The sequence below is a fragment of the uncultured Amnibacterium sp. genome (assembly GCF_964245895.1).
GTDB lineage: Bacteria > Actinomycetota > Actinomycetes > Actinomycetales > Microbacteriaceae > Amnibacterium.
The window spans coordinates 1-17,571 of the sequence record NZ_CAXTOQ010000069.1; the positions used below are offsets into that span (position 1 = coordinate 1).

General features: G+C 69.2%; 14 protein-coding genes. 6 read left to right on the forward strand and 8 right to left on the reverse strand.

Features of this window, described 5'->3' with window-relative positions:
• The 3 genes from ACFE60_RS10790 to ACFE60_RS10800 form a co-directional block, all read right to left on the reverse strand.
• The coding region (locus ACFE60_RS10790) for an SDR family NAD(P)-dependent oxidoreductase (RefSeq protein ID WP_375388862.1) at positions 1–736 on the reverse strand (736 nt) is incomplete at its 3' end.
• Entirely contained in the window at positions 733–1,929 is a 1,197-nt protein-coding gene (locus ACFE60_RS10795) for a glycoside hydrolase family 88 protein (protein ID WP_375388863.1), read from the reverse strand. The genes ACFE60_RS10790 and ACFE60_RS10795, both read right to left, overlap by 4 nt.
• Entirely contained in the window at positions 1,926–2,720 is a 795-nt protein-coding gene (locus ACFE60_RS10800) for an enoyl-CoA hydratase/isomerase family protein (RefSeq protein ID WP_375388864.1), read from the reverse strand. Before ACFE60_RS10800 ends, ACFE60_RS10795 begins: the two co-directional genes overlap by 4 nt.
• A gap of 87 nt (positions 2,721–2,807) precedes the next feature.
• Between ACFE60_RS10800 and ACFE60_RS10805 the strand changes: the two genes are divergently transcribed.
• From ACFE60_RS10805 to ACFE60_RS10815, 3 genes are read left to right on the forward strand one after another with little or no spacing between them, the layout of a single operon-like run.
• Complete coding sequence (locus tag ACFE60_RS10805) at positions 2,808–4,034, forward strand: Gfo/Idh/MocA family protein (RefSeq protein ID WP_375388865.1); 1,227 nt, start codon at positions 2,808–2,810, stop codon at positions 4,032–4,034.
• A gap of 28 nt (positions 4,035–4,062) precedes the next feature.
• Positions 4,063–5,193 carry a M24 family metallopeptidase gene (locus ACFE60_RS10810; protein WP_375388866.1) on the forward strand — a complete coding sequence of 377 codons (1,131 nt, stop codon included), beginning with the start codon at positions 4,063–4,065 and terminating at the stop codon, positions 5,191–5,193.
• Between the two features lie 6 nt (positions 5,194–5,199).
• Positions 5,200–6,279: a helix-turn-helix domain-containing protein gene (locus tag ACFE60_RS10815; protein ID WP_375388867.1), complete on the forward strand. Its 1,080-nt coding sequence runs from the start codon at positions 5,200–5,202 to the stop codon at positions 6,277–6,279.
• Positions 6,280–7,971: 1,692 nt separating this feature from the next.
• Here ACFE60_RS10815 and ACFE60_RS10820 read toward each other — a convergent pair.
• Positions 7,972–10,197, reverse strand: coding sequence for a hypothetical protein (locus tag ACFE60_RS10820; RefSeq protein WP_375388868.1), 2,226 nt, complete (start codon positions 10,195–10,197; stop codon positions 7,972–7,974).
• A gap of 216 nt (positions 10,198–10,413) precedes the next feature.
• On the opposite strand from ACFE60_RS10820, the gene ACFE60_RS10825 reads away from it, so the two are divergent.
• Genes ACFE60_RS10825 through ACFE60_RS10835 form a run of 3 tightly spaced genes read left to right on the forward strand, consistent with a single transcriptional unit; the run spans position 10,414 to position 12,772 of the window.
• A complete protein-coding gene (locus ACFE60_RS10825; protein ID WP_375388869.1) occupies positions 10,414–11,337 on the forward strand; it encodes a sugar kinase in 924 nt (307 codons plus the stop codon).
• The gene (locus ACFE60_RS10830) at positions 11,334–11,948 is read left to right on the forward strand and encodes a bifunctional 4-hydroxy-2-oxoglutarate aldolase/2-dehydro-3-deoxy-phosphogluconate aldolase (RefSeq protein WP_375388870.1); all 615 of its coding nucleotides are present in this window, start codon (positions 11,334–11,336) and stop codon (positions 11,946–11,948) included. The genes ACFE60_RS10825 and ACFE60_RS10830 overlap by 4 nt, the downstream gene beginning before the upstream one ends.
• Complete coding sequence (locus tag ACFE60_RS10835) at positions 11,945–12,772, forward strand: hypothetical protein (RefSeq protein ID WP_375388871.1); 828 nt, start codon at positions 11,945–11,947, stop codon at positions 12,770–12,772. Before ACFE60_RS10830 ends, ACFE60_RS10835 begins: the two co-directional genes overlap by 4 nt.
• Positions 12,773–12,854: 82 nt before the next feature.
• Here ACFE60_RS10835 and ACFE60_RS10840 read toward each other — a convergent pair whose 3' ends face one another.
• The 4 genes from ACFE60_RS10840 to ACFE60_RS10855 all read right to left on the reverse strand — a co-directional run.
• The gene (locus ACFE60_RS10840; RefSeq protein WP_375388872.1) at positions 12,855–13,769 is read right to left on the reverse strand and encodes a carbohydrate ABC transporter permease; all 915 of its coding nucleotides are present in this window, start codon (positions 13,767–13,769) and stop codon (positions 12,855–12,857) included.
• On the reverse strand, positions 13,766–14,620 hold the full coding sequence (locus ACFE60_RS10845; RefSeq protein WP_375388873.1) for a carbohydrate ABC transporter permease: 855 nt from the start codon (positions 14,618–14,620) through the stop codon (positions 13,766–13,768). The genes ACFE60_RS10840 and ACFE60_RS10845 overlap by 4 nt, the downstream gene beginning before the upstream one ends.
• A 140-nt stretch (positions 14,621–14,760) precedes the next feature.
• A complete protein-coding gene (locus ACFE60_RS10850; protein WP_375388874.1) occupies positions 14,761–16,062 on the reverse strand; it encodes an ABC transporter substrate-binding protein in 1,302 nt (433 codons plus the stop codon).
• A gap of 957 nt (positions 16,063–17,019) precedes the next feature.
• Positions 17,020–17,571: LysR substrate-binding domain-containing protein (locus ACFE60_RS10855; protein WP_375388875.1), on the reverse strand; the 552-nt coding region annotated here is incomplete at its 5' end.

Sequence of the window (17,571 nt, forward strand, 5' to 3'; positions counted from 1 at the left end):
CGATGACCGACGTCGTCTGGCCGCCGTCGACGACGACGGTGGTGCCGGTGATGTACGAGGCGCCGTCGCCAGCCAGGAAGAGGATCACCGAGGCGACCTCGTCAGGCCGGCCTAGCCGCCCGAGCGACGCCTGGCGCGCCGCAGCGGTGCGTCCGGCGTCGTCGACCCCGTCCCACACCCGGGTCAGGATCGAACCGGGCAGGACGCAGTTGACGCGGACCCGGGGCGCATAGTCGATCGAGAGCTGTCGGGTGAGCGCGACGACGCCGCCCTTGGCCGCGGCGTAGGCGGGCCGGTCCGGCCAGGCGACCAGGGCGTGCACGCTGCCGACGTTCACCACGCTGCCTCCGGTGGACTCGAGACCGGAGTGGAATGCTCGAACCGACCGGTAGACCGACGACAGCGTGACCGACAGCTGGCGGTTCCAGTCGGCCTCTGTCTGCTCATGCGCCGGCGCATCGACGAGGGTGTAGGCGTTGTTGACGACGACCGCGGGCGAACGTCCTGCCTCGCGCAGCTCGCCGGCGAGCGCCTCCCAGGCGCCCGGATCGGCCACGTCGAGGCGATGCGCGGTCGCGGTACCGCCCGCAGCGGCGATGCCCGCGGCCACGGCGGCCACGGCCGTTGCGTCGATGTCCGTGGCGATAACGTCGTGACCGGCCGCGGCGAATGCGGCTGCGGTGGCAGCGCCGATGCCGCTGCCCGCCCCTGTGATGAAGACGGGGCGCCCCGTCATGCTGACGGCCCGTCGGCGACCAGCGCCAGCAGCGCGGGTCCCTGTCCCCACGGCACGACGTAGCCGCGGGGCACCTTGCCGTAGTGGCCGGGCTCGGTAGAGGCGTACACCGCGGCCGAGACCTCCCGAAGCTGCCCGCGGTCGTCGAGGGAGTGCAGGATCGCCCGGCGTGCGGCATCGCGGCTTCGCAGCGTCGACGCGCCGTCCACGACGCCGAGGCGGACCGCCTCAGTGATCGCGGACGCCACGAAGCCGGCCGTCGAGTACTCGTCGCCGGAACCGGGATCGGTCACGACGGCGAACCAGTGGCCGTCCGGTCGCTGCAGCCCGACCATGCGGTGAAGCAGATCGTGGGCGGAGGCGGCGATGACGCGGCGGGACGCAGCATCGCCGTCGCGGTCCGCCGCATCGATGCTCTCCAGCACCTCGAGCAGCCCGAGGATCGCCCAGCCCTGGCCACGCCCCCACCCGGGTCCGAAGCTGCCGGGTTCGCCCCGGAGGACGAAGTGGTCGAACAGGCCGTCGGGCTGCTGCAGGTGCCGGATGTAGCCGAGCGCCTGCAGGATGCCGGCGTCCAGGTACCGCTCCTCCCCCAGCGCGACGCCGAGCGCCGTCAGGAAGGGAGGGTCGAAATGCAGGCAATCGACGAAGACACCGGCGGGCGGGTCGTCCAGCAGCGACTGCGCGTGCGGGTCGAGCGGCTCCCCGGTGTAGGGCGCGAGCAGCGGCGACCGCTCCCACGTCTCGTAGAGCCCGTGCAGGGTGGGCCGGGACATCAGGTAGTCCGCGAGCTCCTGCAGCGTCGACAGCAGCTGCCGATCGCCGAAGCGGGTCGCGATGCCGACCAGCGCCCGGCCGGGAACGGTGCAGTCCAGTCGCGCGAATGGCTTCGACCGGGTGGTCCACGCGCGCCCGTACCCGTGCGCGAAGCGTACCCATCGCTCGTCGCCGAGCGCATCCGAAGCGGCGATGAGCGCCTCGAACGCGACCGAGTCGCCGAAGTCCCAGGTCTTGAACCCCAGGTCGATCAGCGCGTCCGCGACCGATGCCGCAAGCTGGGTCGTGTCGTCGTGCGGCGTCGCCGGACCGGCGCGGCGCGTCTGCGCGAGAGCGCTCGTCGCATCGTCCGCCGCGATGTACTGCTCGGTCCCCCAGGCGACGGCTTCGGCGCGGTCTGCCGACGCCGCGCTCATCGACCCTCGAATCGCGGCGCTCGGCGTTCAGCGAAGGCGGCCCGCCCCTCGGCGGCGTCCTGCGTCATCATCAGGTAGGAGAACGAGTCGTTCTCGACCAGTAGGCCGGTCTCCAGCGGCACGTTCTGGGCGACCCGGACCATGTGCTTCACGCGCTCCGCCGCGATCGGCGCGCGTTCCGAGATGGTGGTCGCCAGCGCGAGGGCGTGCTCGATCAGCCCGTCGCGCGGCACCAGGTGCTGCAGCAGGCCGATCCGGTACGCCTCGGTGCCGTCGATGCGCTCACCGGTCAGGAGCAGACGAGACGCCCACCCGGGCCCCAGCAGGTGCGTCAGCAGCTGGGTCTGGCCGGAGCCCCCGTGCCAGCCCCAGTTGATCTCGCCGGCGCCGAACGCGGCGTCGGGGCTGCCGACCCGGATGTCGGATGCCGCGGCCATCTCCAGCCCACCTCCGATGCAGTACCCGTGCACCGCGGCCACCACCGGCTTGCGCAGCAGCCAGACGGCGCGGGCGTAGTCGCCGCGGGCGTCGAAGCGGTTGCGGTAGCTCCAGTTGTCCCCGTACTCGTCGAGGTCGGTGATGTCGCTGCCGGCGCAGAACGCGCGGTCTCCGGCGCCGGAAAGCAGCACCGAGCGGATCGCCTTGTCGTTGTTGATCTCGAACACCAGGTCGTTCATCTGGTGATCCATCGCCACGGTCATCGCGTTGAGCTTCGCGGGCCGGTCGATGATCAGGTGGGCGACGCGTCCGATGCGCTCGAGCCGCACCTCGCCGTCAGTGTGTCCAGCCACAGCGGTTCTCCTTCGTCCGTCGCCAATTATCACACTAATGTCGTCACGGCTCCGCAGACCCGGGCCGTCCGAAGGAAGGTTGGCACCATGGCCCAGATCAAGGTCGGCATCGTCGGGCTGGGACAGTTCTCCCCGCAGTTCATCGAGCTGTACCAAGCCCACCCCGGGGTGTCGGAGGTGGTCGCGTGCGACGTGCTGCCGGACCGAGTCGACCGGATCAAGCGCGACTTCGGCATCGAGCGCGGGTTCACGGACTACGACGAGTTACTGGAGTCCGACGTCGACGCGGTCGCGATCTTCACGCAGCGCTGGCTGCACGGCCCTATGACGATCGCCGCACTCGAGCAGGGCAAGCACGTCTACTCCGCGGTCCCGATGGGCGTGTCGGTCGACGAGATCGAGCAGATCCTCTCCCTCGTCGCGTCCACCGGCCTCACCTACGTGACGGGTGAGACGAGCTACTACTACCCGTCGGTCGTCTTCTGCCGCGACCAGTGGCGCCGGGGCGGATTCGGCGACTTCGTCTTCGGCGAAGGCGAGTACATCCACGACATGTCGCATGGCTTCTACGACGCGTTCAAGTACAGCGGCGGCGCAGACTGGAAGTCCACCGCGAGCGTGCCGCCGATGCACTACCCCACCCACTCGCTCGCGTGCGTGCTGGCGGTCACGGAGTCCTACGCGACCTCCGTCTCCTGCGTCGGCTTCGTCGACCGCGAGAACGACGGCGTGTTCGACGCGAAGGTCTCGCGCTGGCGCAACACGTTCAGCAACGAATCGGCGCTGTTCACGACGGCAGACGGCGGCTCGATGCGCATCAATGAGTTCCGCCGCATCGGCGTACCGAACCAGCGCCCGGAGGTGCGGATGAGCCTGTTCGGCACGAAAGGCAGCTTCGAGCAGCAGACCGGCTCCGCCGTGTGGCAGGACCTGAACGGCTTCCGGAGCGTCTTCGACGAGATCACGACGAGCTCGGGCGCTGCCAGCCGATCCGGGGCGGGGAACGACGCACTCCGCCAGACGGACGTTGCAGAGGCGCTCCTGGCCACGTTCCGAAGCGGGTTCGCCCCGGTGCACGATCACGAGCGCTCCGTGCTCCCCGCCGAATTCGATGGACGCCACAACGGCCACGAGGGCTCGCATCAGTTCCTGGTGAACGACTACGTGACGGCCTGCACCAGCGGTCGGGTCCCGGTACTCAACGCGTGGACGGCAGCGCGCTACACCGTGCCCGGCCTGATCGCGCACCAGTCCGCGCTGGCCGGAGGGGCCAGGCTGAACGTGCCAGATTTCGGTTCGGCACCCGCTCGCTGAGAACCGTTCAACCGAGGAAGGAGTCACCGTGTCGTCACTTACCTCGCGCCGCATCGCCGCGGCGGCCGCTCGACTCGACGCCGGCTGGTCCATCCTGAGCGGCGCGGAGAGCGTCGCTGCCGCCTCGGGCCACATCGTCCCGATCGAGACGGGCAGCTCCCCGTTCGCCGGAGGCCCGACCGTGGCGATCGTCGGACCCGACGGGACGCTCCACCTCGTGGTGTCGAACCTGGAGTCCGCGGCGGCCGCGGTGGCCGACGCCGACCGGGTCACCGAGTACGTCGGCTTCTCCGCCGACAGGCCGGAGCCGTACCTCGCCCACTATGCGGCCGCCGTCTCCTCCGTCATCGAAGCGACGGGGATACGCGACCGGGTCGCCGTCGAGGCCGCCTCGCTGCCGTGGTCCGTGGGCGAATTGCTGCGCGCCCGCGGGATCGCCGCGATCGACGGCACCGCCGAGTTCGCCCGGGCGAAAATGATCAAATCCCCCGCGCAGCTCGCTGCACTGCGGAGGAGCGCAGCGCTGGCTGCGCTCGCCCAGCACACCGCGGTCGCCTCCGCCGAGCCCGGCATGTCGGAACTGGAGTTGTTCGGCAACATCCGCGGCGCGGTCGAGTCCGCCGCCGGTGAGCGCGTCGCCTTCGCCGGCGATCTACTCTCAGGTGTCGAGCGCACGAGCGGGGTCGGCGGCTGGGCGACCAGCCGGCGGATCGAGGCGGACGACATGATCGTGGCCGACCTCGCGCCTCGCGTCGCGGGGTACTGGTCGGACTCCTGCGGCACCTTCCTCGTCGGGCGCGCCACGAATCGCTTCGCTCGCCTGCACGCGCTCGCCTCTTCAGCGCTGCACGCAGGCATCGACGCCGCGAAGCCCGGCGTGCCGGTGAACGAGATCGACCGCGTGGTGCGCTCCACCATCGCCGCGGAGGGTTTCGAGTACGGTCACCACACCGGACACGGGATCGGCACCTCCGTCCACGAGTTCCCCCGCATCATCCCGGGCGAGGACACGCCTCTGGAGACTGGGATGGTCATCCTGCTCGAGCCGGGCGTCTACGAGCCCGGGACCGGTGGAGTCCGGCTGGAGTGGATGTTCGAAGTCACAGACCGCGGCCTCGAACGCCTCACCGACTTCGAGCACACCCTCGAACCCCGCTGATCAACGGTGGAGTCACTGCTGCGCCTGCAGTACAGCGCCGGCGACCCCGTCGCGGCTACCGGAGCGATGCGCTCCATCATCGGCACGGCCCAAGTGTCGGCACGCGGGGACGCCTTCACCTGGGAGCAGGTCTCCCTTGTCGACGACGGCATCACCGTCACGAGCATCCACTCCCGCGGCGACAACGTCCGGGTGCACATCTCCGGTGCGTCCGAACTGCTCGTCGCCCTGGTGCAGGCCGGCGAGGTCGTGCTGTCGACCGGCGGCATGAAGGCCCGGCTCGGCCCGCAGGGCCTCGGCCTTATTCCGATCAGCGCCGACGCCGAGCTGCGCTGGTCCTCCGCACGGCTGCAGTTCCTCGCGGTCCCGGCCGCGCCGCTCGCGCGGCTACTCGGCGTCCCGCGCACCGCCGTGCGACTCCACGCACCGCGCATCGCCCCCTGCGCGCCGGAGCTGGCGGAGTACCTCCGCCGCATCGCGCACACCTTGACCTCGGCTGCGTTCGGCACACCTGCGGTGTACGACCGCGACCTCATCCGAGCGGGCACGATCGACCTGTTCGCCGCGGTGATCATCGAGACCTTCGAACTCACGAACCGGTCCGAGGACGCCGCCGACCGCGACACCACCGTGATCCGCCGCGCGATCGCCGAGATGCGCGCTCGGCTCACCGAACCAATCACCATCCCCGAGGTGGCAGAGGCGGCAGCCGTGTCCGTGCGAGGTCTGCAGATGGCATTCGTCCGCACGCTCGGTGTTCCACCACTGCTGCACCTCCGCCAGCTCCGGCTCGAAGCCGCTCGCGCCGCCCTCGTCGAGGAGGCCAAGGTCGGCACGACGATCGCCGACATCGCCCGTCGCTTCGGCTACGCGAATAGCGGCCGCTTCTCGACCCACTACCGCAACGAGTACGGCGAGGCACCCAGCGCCACCCTCCAGCGCATCCGTGGCTTCGAGGCACCGGTCTCCACCCCAGCCCCGGACGCTGACCCCGGGGCAGACTTCGCCCGAGCCGAAGCCCGATACGGCACCCCCGGCACCCCCGGACCAGACGGCGTGACCGGCGCAACCGCGGCAAGCTCATGAGCCCGGCTGCATCGCGTTTCTCCGGCACACCCGACGCGGAACCACAGGGCCGATCGCACCCGCAGTCACGAGATCACGATCGGACCGGCGCCGCGCCTCGTACGCCGACCGCACCTCGATTCACCGCAGGAGCGGAGTCCCGAGAGCGCGACCGAGCGATCGACGTCGAGCGGTCCCGCTACCGCGGTCGTCGTTGCGAATCCGTGAGCCGGGACGGGCACCGATGCGAACGCGAGAGCGGACACTCCGAGACCGGACGCAGCCCGATCGCCCTCCATCGGGCAGACGTGGCGGGTGTCCCCCACGTCTGGCGGCGATGAGGCAGGATCGCCGGCACACGAGCGCTCTAGGTCGAGGTCGAGGTCGATGCTGCAGGAGGAGAACTCCGCAGGGGAAAAGGAGGTCAGGACCGCTGCGCTTCGCCGCTGATTGACATCTCCCAAAGTATTCAGGCGCGGCTCGTCCTGTGTCCGGGCACCGCCCCCTTATTCGCGCGGTACGTCGTCCTCCTTCGTGACGATGAGGGCGAGCGAGGAGTCCGCCGCGGCGGTCAACGTCTCAACCTGATCGCGATTGATGGTCGGCATTCGGTTCCCCGAGTATTCGATGTGCACAGACACCCCAGGGGCCATCCACAGCGCGTGCCGACCGGGCCCGGCCTGCGTGTCAGAGGTCCAGTTAGGGAAGAACGTCTCTGCGCGCGCGACGTCAAGGTCAGAACGACCTGAAGGTGAGCCAGCAGCCGGTCATCAAGGGAAGCGCTGCTGGCTGTAATGCAAAAAACTCACCGCGGAAGGGTGCATCACGTCGGCCGTGTCGCCGGAGTCCTGATCCCCCCTCGTACGGCTGAACACCCAGTATCGCCGGCTGGAGGTCATGCGCTACGCCATGCTCAGCCCGATCAGCACGCCGAACACCATCCTGGCCGTCGTGATCAGCGCTCCCCAGGCCCTTCCCGTCCCTTCGGCAGCTCAAATCGAGCAACCGCGCGCGGAGTCGCATTCGGTACCGAGGTCGTCGAAGGACAGCGTCGCGTTCTCCGTGCCACTCACCATCCGGCGACGGTACGACTCCGTTTCGGCGGGCACAACGCCTTGACCGACGGCACCAAGACTGCGAACCGCACACGCCCGTGTCGGGGTCGCGAGGCAGAGATGTACATCGCCGATGCAGGACAGCCGATCCTCGCGCGGCTTGGGGGCCGGCTGGCGGATTGACTGCGGCCTGCGTAGGACTCGCTACGACAGGCACACACGGTCGCCGCGGCACATCTCGTCCTGGCCGTCGCCCCGCCCAGTACCCGTCGCGCCACGCCGATCGCGTGCGGCGTCCTCAGCGTCGGGTGGTTCTTCGCGGTCGTCGTGCCCGCGGTCCCCTCCGTCGCCGCTCGTGCTGCTGCCGCTCCTCGCCGTCGCGGTGGCAGCTTCGGCAGCCGACCGGAGCGGCGCGACTTCGGTGCCGCCGCGACCGCGACTGGCCGCGTTCGTCGCGCTTGTGCTCGTCGTCCCCGTCGTTGCAGCCCTCACCCGGGCCGGCCTCCTGCTGCTCGTACCCTCTGGAGCGCCCCCGCAGGTGCTCGCAGCCGGTCTGCTGACCGCTGGCGGGCCGGCTTCCTTCGTGACCGCGTGCGTCCGCCAGCTTCGGCGCCATGGCGCCGCCTGAACCAGCGCAGGACGAGACCAGCCGCTCGGGTCAGCCCCAGCTCGCAGCGACTCCCTCGGCCGTGACCGTGAAGAGCCGCGACTGCCCGTAGGTGAGGTCCGTCTGCACGGTGGCCGAGAGGTGCGGCACGCGCACAGTGACCGGCCAGGTGCCGTCGGTCGTGGTGCGGAAGCCTTCCTCCACCTCGCCGACGAGCACGCGGACGCCCGCCGAGGTGCGCCAGGCGGCCACTGCCACGGGCGAGTCGGCCGCGACGTCCGCGACCGACACCGCCGCGTGCTCCGCGAGCACACGGTTGATCTCGCGGGCCGGGATCAGGAAGGGATACGCCGACCCCATCAGATCGCGCACGGACTGATCCGGGTTGTGGCTGCCGAAGTCCCACTGGCCCGAGTAGACGATGACGCGGTGCTGCACGTCCGCCGGATCCCATGCGGCCACCGACCCGCTCCGCACCAGCGCGGGCGATCCGTCGACCGAGTAGAGCACGTCGACGTGGTCGGCGGCGTGGTTGATCGAGGACGGGTGGACGGTCGCGAACTCCGCGGGGATGTCGTCGCCCACGATCGCGCCGCGGGCCGCGGTCGTCTTCCTCTCGCCGGCCCTGTCGCCGTCCCCGGAGAGCCCCACGGCCGCGGCGATCCGCGGATCGAACCCGCCACCGGGGTTACCGGTCACCATCGTCGGCAGGCCGGCGTCGATCCGCTCCAGGATCCGCTCGATCTGCGCCTCTGGCAGATGGTTGGGGGTCTGCACGATCAAGTAATCACTGTCGACCGAGCTCAGGTGCTCGGCGCGGGTGACGGAGGAGACGGGCACGCCGAACTTGGCGAGGAACCCGATCTGCTCGTCGATCCACTCTTTGATGTCGGCCTCCGGAGCGTTCGCGGTCTGCCACTCCATCGCCGCACGCGAGTAGACGGCGGTCGGCCCGAACACCTCGGTCGTGTCGCGCGCGTCGGCCGTGGCCGCGTTGATGCTCTCCGCGAGGAACGCGACGTCGCCCTCGGTCAGCAGCCGGTTCCCCTGATTCAGCCAGGAGATGTACGTCCCGCGCGGAGCCGTGAGGCCGTCCGGCGTTTTGATGAAGGCGTGCAGATACGCCCAGATCCCCCACCGCAGGCGCTCGGGCGCCGTGTGGATGATGTCCCACGACTCCCAGGCGTCGAAGGTCTCGGTGAGCACGTAGTGCCGAACCGGCGATCCGGCCAGCGCCGCCGCACGCAGCAGCACGAAGCCGAGCTGGTTCGTCCACCCCTGCAGCGGCAGGTTCCAGAACAGGTCCTCGCGCTGCCCGACCTCGTTCCAGGCGCCGGCCCAGGTCTGGTCGATCCACGCGTCGAGGTACCCCTCGTGCGCGATCGACTCGAGGTCCACGCAGTTGACCCGCCAGTCCGCCACGGCGCTCGCGGCGTTCGAGTAGCCGATGACCAGCGCCTCCGGAGCCGCCAGCTTGGTCTCGCGCACGAGCGCTGCGGTCGCGTCGCCCCACTCGGCCACCAGGGCGGGATCGGCCGGCGCCTTCGCGCCCCAGGGCCCGAGCCGCTCGTAGATGCCCTGCCCGATCATCGAGTCGCGCAGCACGATCGCGTCGAGGCCGACTGACTTCGAGAGGTGGCCCCACTGCTGGCCGAAGAAGCGCGAGATCGGCAGGCCCTGCTCGATCCCGTCAGGGAAGGCCGCGGTGGCGATCGGGTCGGCGTCGAGCCGGGCGATCACGTTGAATAACCGATCCACCCACGACCCCTTGAAGAACGCCTCAGGATGCCGCTTCGACCATGCGGACGGCTCACAGGCGTAGATGCTGTCCCAGCCGATCACGAACGTGCCGATCCGTACCCCCTCGATCCCAAAAGCGTCCGCGGCGACCCGCCGCAGCAGCTCGGCGAGTTCACCGAGCTGGCGGTAGGTCCACCGCTGGTACCCGTCGGTGTTGCGTTCGCCCCGCTCGTCGAACCGTGCATGCCAGCCCGCTCTCCGCTGCTCCTCCGTGCCGAGTAGCGGCGAGTTGTCCGGGAAGAACTTGTCCTTGCCGAGCCCCGACGGGAAGGGGATGGGCTCGTCGAGGTCGCCGCGCCAGTCGAGCACCTGGTCCGCCAGCCATCCCGAGTTGACGATGACGCCCCGCCACCCGTCCACGCCGTGGATCAGCGGGGCGAAGCGATTCCAGAACCCCATGACCGACCCGGCGAGGTCGACGTTGTCGAACCAGTAAAGGTCGATCTCGAGCCAGCGGTCCGCATCGATCGTCGTCACGGGTCGTCCTCCGGTCGGTAGTGCGCTTCGTCCTGCCCGGCAGATAATACTATTTATCGCGCGCGGCCAGGAGGTCGGTGCGCGGCCGGCCCGACGCGGTGGTCGGCGAGAGGAGTGGGGCGACATGATGGCCGACTCGGTGGATGTACTCGGTCGCGCCTCCTCTTCACGGCCTCGGACCGGTCGACCCGGCACGGACCGCCCGCGGAGGACGGCGTGACCGGGGCCGGACGGTTCTTCACGCTCGGTGAGGCGCTCGCGGTCTTCATCCCGAGCAATGGGGCGTCGCTGGCGACCGCGACGGCGTACCGGCGGACGGTGGCCGGATCCGAGCTGAATGTCGCAGCAGCGGTGCTGCGGCTCGGGCACCCGGCCCGATTCGTCACCGTCGTGGGTCACGACGGTCTCGGCGACGCCGTCGACCGCGCGCTCACCGGCTGGGGCGTCGACGCGCGCGTGGGCCGCAGCGACCGGCCGACGGGCACGCTAGTCCGGGAGCCGGCCACCGGCGGTCCCACGGCCGCGGTGCATCTGCGCACCGACAGCGCGGCGACGGAGCTCGGGCCGGATCAGGTGGACGCGGCCTGGTCGCCGGACATCGCCGCGGTGTTCGTGACTGGGATCACCGCGGTCCGCTCGCCGAGCGCGGCTGCGGCGGTCCGGCGCACGGTGGACCTGGCGAGGGCCGCCGGCGCGGTCGTGGTCTGCGACCCCAATCTGCGACCGCGGATCGCGGGTCCCGACGCGTTCGCGCGCGCCCTGTCCACCATTCGCGGCCTCGTCGACGTCGCCGTCGGCGACCCGGCGGAGCTCGCCCTGCTCAGCGGCACCTCGCCCGCCGAAGCGCCGGCCGCGCTGCTCGGGCAGGGCTGCCGGCTCGTGATCACCAAGTTCGGCGCCGACGGCGCCCGTGCCATCGATACCGCGGGATCGTATTCGGCGCCGTCCCAGGCGACCAGCGTGGTCGACACGGTCGGCGCCGGCGATGCGTTCGCCGGCGGAGTGATCACCGGCCTGCTCGAGGGCGCGACCGTCGCCAAGATGCTCGATCTCGGGTCGGCGGTCGCAGCGCGCGTCGTCGCCACCGCCGGCGACATCGAAGGACTTCCGTTCCGTGACGAGATGGGTGGTGCGCGATGAGCGCCGTGTCGGAGGCAGTCCGAGAGCAGGGAATTGTCGCGATCGTGCGAGCGGCGGACGCGGAGTCCGCCGCTCGGGATGTCGCCACGCTGATCGACGCCGGCCTGCGGGTGGTGGAGGTCTCGCTCGTGACCCCGAACGCCATCGACGTCATCCGGACCGCCGCCGCCAGCGCACCCGACGGCGTGCTCATCGGCGTCGGGACCGCCGTGACGGCCGAGGAGGTGCAGGCCGCCGCCCGGGCGGGAGCACGCTTCGTCGTCTCCCCGGTGCTGCGGGAGCGGGTCCTGAAGGCGACGCTCGACGCCGGCTTGGAGGCGCTGCCCGGAGTCGCGACGCCGACCGAAGCGCTGCAGGCGGTGGATTGGGGCTCTACCTTCGTGAAGCTGTTCCCGGCGTCGCTCTGGTCGCCGGTCGCGCTGAGGGAGGTGCTCACGGCGCTGCCCGCGCTGCAGACGGTACCGACCGGCGGGGTGACGATCGACACGGCGCCCGAGTGGATTGGCGCGGGAGCCGCGGCCGTCGGCATCGGCGGTGCGCTCACCCGGGCGGCGGATCCCACCGGCGCGGCACACGCGCTGCTCGAGACGATCGCCGCCGCCCGGAGATGACGCTCGTCGTCCGGGGCGAGGGCCTGACCGCGACGGTCGACCCTGTGCGCGGTGCCAAGATCGTCTCGCTGGTAGACGCCGCCGGCGTCGAGTGGCTGGCGCAGGCGGACCGGACCTCGATCCACGCGCCGGGGACGGCTTTCGTAGCCGCGGAGATGGCGGGTTGGGACGAGTGCGCTCCCAGCATCGTCGCGTGCACGGTCGACGACGCAGCTATCCCCGACCACGGCGAGCTGTGGGACGTGCCGTTCGACACGAGGGGCGACACGACCATCGCGACGGGCACCTCCCTCGGCTTCCGGTTCGCCCGCACCATCGCGCCTGCTCCCAGCGGGCTCGTGCTCTCCTACCGGGCGGAGACGACCGGCGAGTCCATCCCGTTCCTCTGGGCCGCCCACCCGCAATTCGCGGCGCCGCCGGGCACCCGGGTGGAGCTGTTGCCGCAAGCGCGATCGATCGTCGATGTCCAGCACCACGAACTTCCGATCCGGACGTGGTCGTCGGCGCTCGGCCGCATCGACTCGGTGCCGCCCGGTGGAACGCGGAAGTGGTACGTCGATCCCGCGCAGACCGTGCGGGGCGCGCGGCTGGTGCGCGGCGACGGCCCGGTCCTGACGATGGAATGGTCCGACCACTGCCCGTACCTGGGCGTCTGGTTCGACCACAGCGCCTACAGCCGGGAGCCCGTGATCGCGATCGAACCGAGTACGGGCTACTTCGACTCCCTCGCGACCGCCGTGCGGTCGGGACGGGTCGCGACGCTCCGGCCGGGACGGCCGCTGACCTGGTGGGTGCGGCTGAGGGCGCACCCGGCCAGCGCCTGACTCTTCGGCCACGAGTTGGACCGGCTGCGCCTGCTCCGAACCGGGCTGCTCTTGCCCTGCCTGTTTGAGACCTACCTCAACCTCAGGCTTTAACCGCTCCGGCCGTCAGTCCAGCTCGCCAGAACCGCTGTAAGGCGACAAAGGCGACAATCAGGGGCAGGACCGACAGCAGCGACCCGGTGATGACGTCCTCGTACGGCACCTCGTTGTCGGCGCTGAACCAGTTGAAGAGCCCGACGGTCACGGGGAAGAGCGAGGAGTCCTTCAGCATGACCAGCGGCAGGAAGAAGTTGTTCCAGATACCGACGAAGCTGAACAAAAATACCGTCACCAGTGCGGGACTCATTATCCGCAGCGAGATGGTGAAGAAGATCCTGAGCTCGCCGGCGCCGTCGACACGCGCCGCTTCGATCACCTCGTCGGGGATGGACGCCTCCGCGTAGATGCGGGACAGATAGACCGCGAACGGGCTGACCACCGACGGGATCAGGACGGACCAGTAGGTGTTGATCAGCCCGATGGCGGAGAACATCAGGTAGAGCGGAATGGTCAGCAGGGCACCGGGGATCAGGACCCCCGCGATGATCGACGCGAATACCAGGGGTTTCCCGCGGAACTCGAATTTGGCGATCGCATACCCGCTGGCAGCGCCCAGAAGGGTCGCGACCAGACCACCAGCGCCGGAGTAGATCAGCGAGTTCACCATCCAGCCGGCGAAGGCGCCGTTGTCCTTCGCCAGCACATGGCCGATGTTGGAGAACAGGTTCCATCCGGCGAAGCCGAACCCGTTCGTCGAGAAGAGGTCGCCCGCCGACTTCGTCGACGAGACGAACAGCCACCAGATCGGCAGGACGAAGTAGATTCCTGCGACCGCCAGGATCACCGTCGTGCCGATTGTGGCGAACGGGTTGCCGCCCGCGGCCCGCGGCTCCTTGACCGTCCGTCCCGCCGGCCCGGACGACGTGACCTGGTCCTCTACGACGCTTCCCGTGCTCATGCCTTCACCGAGGTGATCCGGTAGTAGACGACGGACAGGATGCCGGCGATGACCGCGATCACGACACTGGTCGCCGCCGCGAGGCCGAAGTTGTTGGCCCCGAACGCGGCATTGAGTGCAGCCATGGTCGGAACGTACTTGCTGGTGATGAACGGCGAGACGATCGCGAGGGTCTGCGGCTCGGTGAAGATCTGGATCGTGCCGATGATCGAGAGCGTCCCGGACAGCACGAGCGCGGGCCGCAGATGCGGAAGTTTGATCTGCATCGCGATCTGCCACTCGTTCGCGCCGTCGATGCGGGCCGCCTCGTACAGCTCGGCGGGAACCGCCTGCAGCGCCGACAGCGCGATCAGCATGTTGTAGCCCGCAAACGTCCACGTGATGATGTTCGCGATCGCCCAAAGCACGGTGTCACGCCCGAGGAAGTCGACTGAGACACCGAATTCCGCGAAGCCCTTGACGATCGGGCTCAGGGTCGGGCCGTAGAGGAACGACCACAGGATTCCCGCGATGACGCCGGGCACCGCATACGGGAGGAAGAACACCAGTCGGAAGACCCGCGAGCCGCGACCGACCTTCGAGTCGATCAGTAGGGCGAGTGCGACGGCGAGTGCCAGCATGATGGGAACCTGGACGAAGCCGAGCAGCGCGATTCGGCCCATTGATGCCCAGAACTCGGGATCGGTGAGCACCGCTGCGTAGTTCCCGAATCCAACGAACACGGTCTGGATGCCGCCGAAGCCGAGCGACGTGACGTTTCGGCGGGAGAACATGCTCTGCACGACCGAATATCCGATCGGCGCCGCGTACACGAACAGATACAGCACGACGAACGGGCCGATCAGCCACACGGCAGCGCGCCTGTGAGACCCCTTTACACCGCCGCGGCGGCTGGACGGGCGCGCTGCCCGTCCAGCCGCTGCAGACTTCTCCACGGCCAACGACATCGGTGGACTCCTGTTCTCTGGCGTCGAGCCGGGTCAGACGGAGGTCACTCCGCGGACGCTGAGATACCGCGCTTCTTCATGTCGCTCAGCGTTGCTGCCTGCACCTCCGCGTCGACGGCCGGCAGGGTCTTCGACCCCGTTGCGACGGCGGCGAAGCCATCGCCGAACTCGGTGTCCGTCGATTCGTACGTCGGTCCGTACTGCCAGGACGTGTCGACCAAGGCCGAGGACTTGGCGAACTCCTGGAACACGTTCTGGCCACCGTAGTAGTCGACCTCGGTGTTGACCACGTCGTACTTCAGGGCCTTGCTCGCGGCCGGGTAGAGCCCACCGATCGTCGGCGATGAAAGGAAGTTCAGGCTCGCTTCCGAGCTGTTCAGCCAGTTGGCGAACTTCACCGCCTGAGCCGGGTACTTGCAGCCCTTCACCACGACGGACGCCGAGCCACCGGAATTTCCACTCGCCGGCTGTCCCCAGTTGGGCATCGGAGCAATCCGCCACTGGCCCGTCTGGCTCGGCACGTTGGCCGGCAAGGAGGAGTAGTTCCACGATGCCCCGATCATCGTGAGGATCTTGCCCTGCTCGAACAGCGGGTAGATGCCGGCATCGAAGCGCGGTGTCGTCCGGACCCCCCCGGAGGTGATGAGGTCCTGCCAGTAGGTCGCGACCTTGTTCGAAGCGGGGCTGTCGATGCCTACCTTCCACTGGTCTCCGTCGACCGTCGTCCAGCGGCCGCCGGCCTGCGAGACGAGGCCCGCGTAGTTACCGACGTCGTCGGTGCCGAAGAAGCCGAACGAGACGGACTTGTCGGCGTCGTGGACCTTCTTGGCCGCAGTTGCGTACTCGTCCCAGGTCGTCGGCACGTCGATTCCGTACTTGTCGAACTCCTTCTGGTTGTAATACATGACCATCGGGCCAGTGTCCTGCGGAATGCCGTAGGTCTGTCCGCCGGGGGAAGTGGACGCCCACGTCCACGGAAGATACTCGCCCTTGTAGGCGGCGGCATCCTTGGTCACGGGCTCGAGCAGGTCGTCGGCGACGAAGCTCGGAATCGAGTAATAGGCCATCTGTGCCAGGCAGGGAGCGTTGCCGGCCTGCACGCCCGCCCGGATCTTCGGATTCGCCGTGTCGGACCCGGACGTCGTGGTCAGCTTCACCTGGATGTCCGGGTTCTCCTTGTTCCAGATCGCAACGGAGCCCTTGAGGCCGACGACCCAGCCCAGGTACTCGATCGTCACGGGACCCGACTGCACTGCACTCCCGGTGTCTCCGGAACATCCGGTCATCACGAGCACACCGGCAGCCAGCACGGCCGCGGTCGCGATGGACTTCTTCCTCGCAGTCATCGAACACTCCTCCAGGTCAGGCAGCGGTGCCTCGGCTGCTGATATTATACGATTAGTCGTCCTTCGCAAGCCTCGCGGGCCCGTCCCTCGGGCACGCGAAGCGGGATTTTCAGAGGCAGGTCGCCGTCGGTCTGAAGTCCTGCCACGGATCGCGGTCGAGCATCGGCCGGTCCGCGACTGACCTAGCAGGTGTCTCTCGTCGAGCGCGCCGCCGACGGCCTTCCACACGCAACTTGCTCTGCGGTGTCCCGTCGGAATCGCGATCGTCGGTGCCGTTTGTCGAGACGCTCGACGGATGTTGGTCGGACGGGGCGAGCCCAGCGATCGCCTTGTTGCGCTCATCCAAGCGGCGCATTCGCTGCTGACCCTCGAGCAAGACCGAGCTCCACCAACCACGCGGGTCGCTAGAGATACGGCGTCCGCGGGCAGTGGTCGCCGAACGGGCGCCTGTGAAGGTCGCGGCGCCCCTAAGTTCCTTTGACCACGTTGGTGAAGTCCGGCGCGGGGGTGCGACTGAAGGTGACAGCGCCCCCTTCCGAGAGTGGACGAGGAGATCGGCGCAGGTAGTGTCGCCACCCGAGCGGCCTTCGAGCCCAGCGCGTCGACGACGTTGTGAGGCGTGATCGTAATTCGTTCTTCACACACTGCGCGGCGGATGCGAGCGGCTTCACGTTCCAGGACGGTGACGGAGCACTGCACGAGTCGACGCCCTTGGGCGCAGCACCTGCGAGGTCGAACTATTTACACATTGCCAAAGCCGCGCGAGGCGTCAGAGCCCACGAGAACAACAGGTCCGGCGGCACGATCGTGAGCTTCAACTCGGGAACTCGCTCCACGAGAAGGTGCGCGACAAATGAACCGATCAGTCCCCCGCCGAAACCGGACCGCGCTCCGCAGCCCTCTTACCCTGCCAGGGCCTCCGTTCGTCTGCATCACTGCGCGTATTCGATGGAACACCTAACTGACCGCCGAACCCGGCTGCACCTCCGGCCGCAAGGCAGTCCTCAGCGTCGCGGCGATCCGGTCCCGTAGCCACCGGTGAGCGAGATCGGAATCGTCGCGACGATGCCAGCTCATCACCGCGGGAATCCCCGGCGTCTCGAACGGCAGCGGTCGGCTCACGAGCGCAAGATCGGCCCGCACCAGAGCGGACGTCCGGTCGGCCACCACGGCCACCGCGTCGCTCCCCGCCACCACAGCGAGCGCGGCCGCGGCGGCCGGCATTGCAGCGATCACGCGACGGTGCAACCCCTGCGTCGCGAGGAGGTCGTCGATGGCGCCGGAGAGCCGACCGCGGCGGGACACGGAGACATGGTCGATCGCGGCGAACTGCTCAAGCGTGACCGTGTCGGCCGCGAGTGGATGCCCTCGGCGCATCACAACGACCAATCGATCGACGCCGACGATCTCGGACAGGATGTCCGCTGCGGACGGCGCGTCCGCGCCGACCTCGATGTCCGCTCGACTCCGCGCCAAGTCCGACCGCTCGAAGTCCGCCTCCGGGAGGAA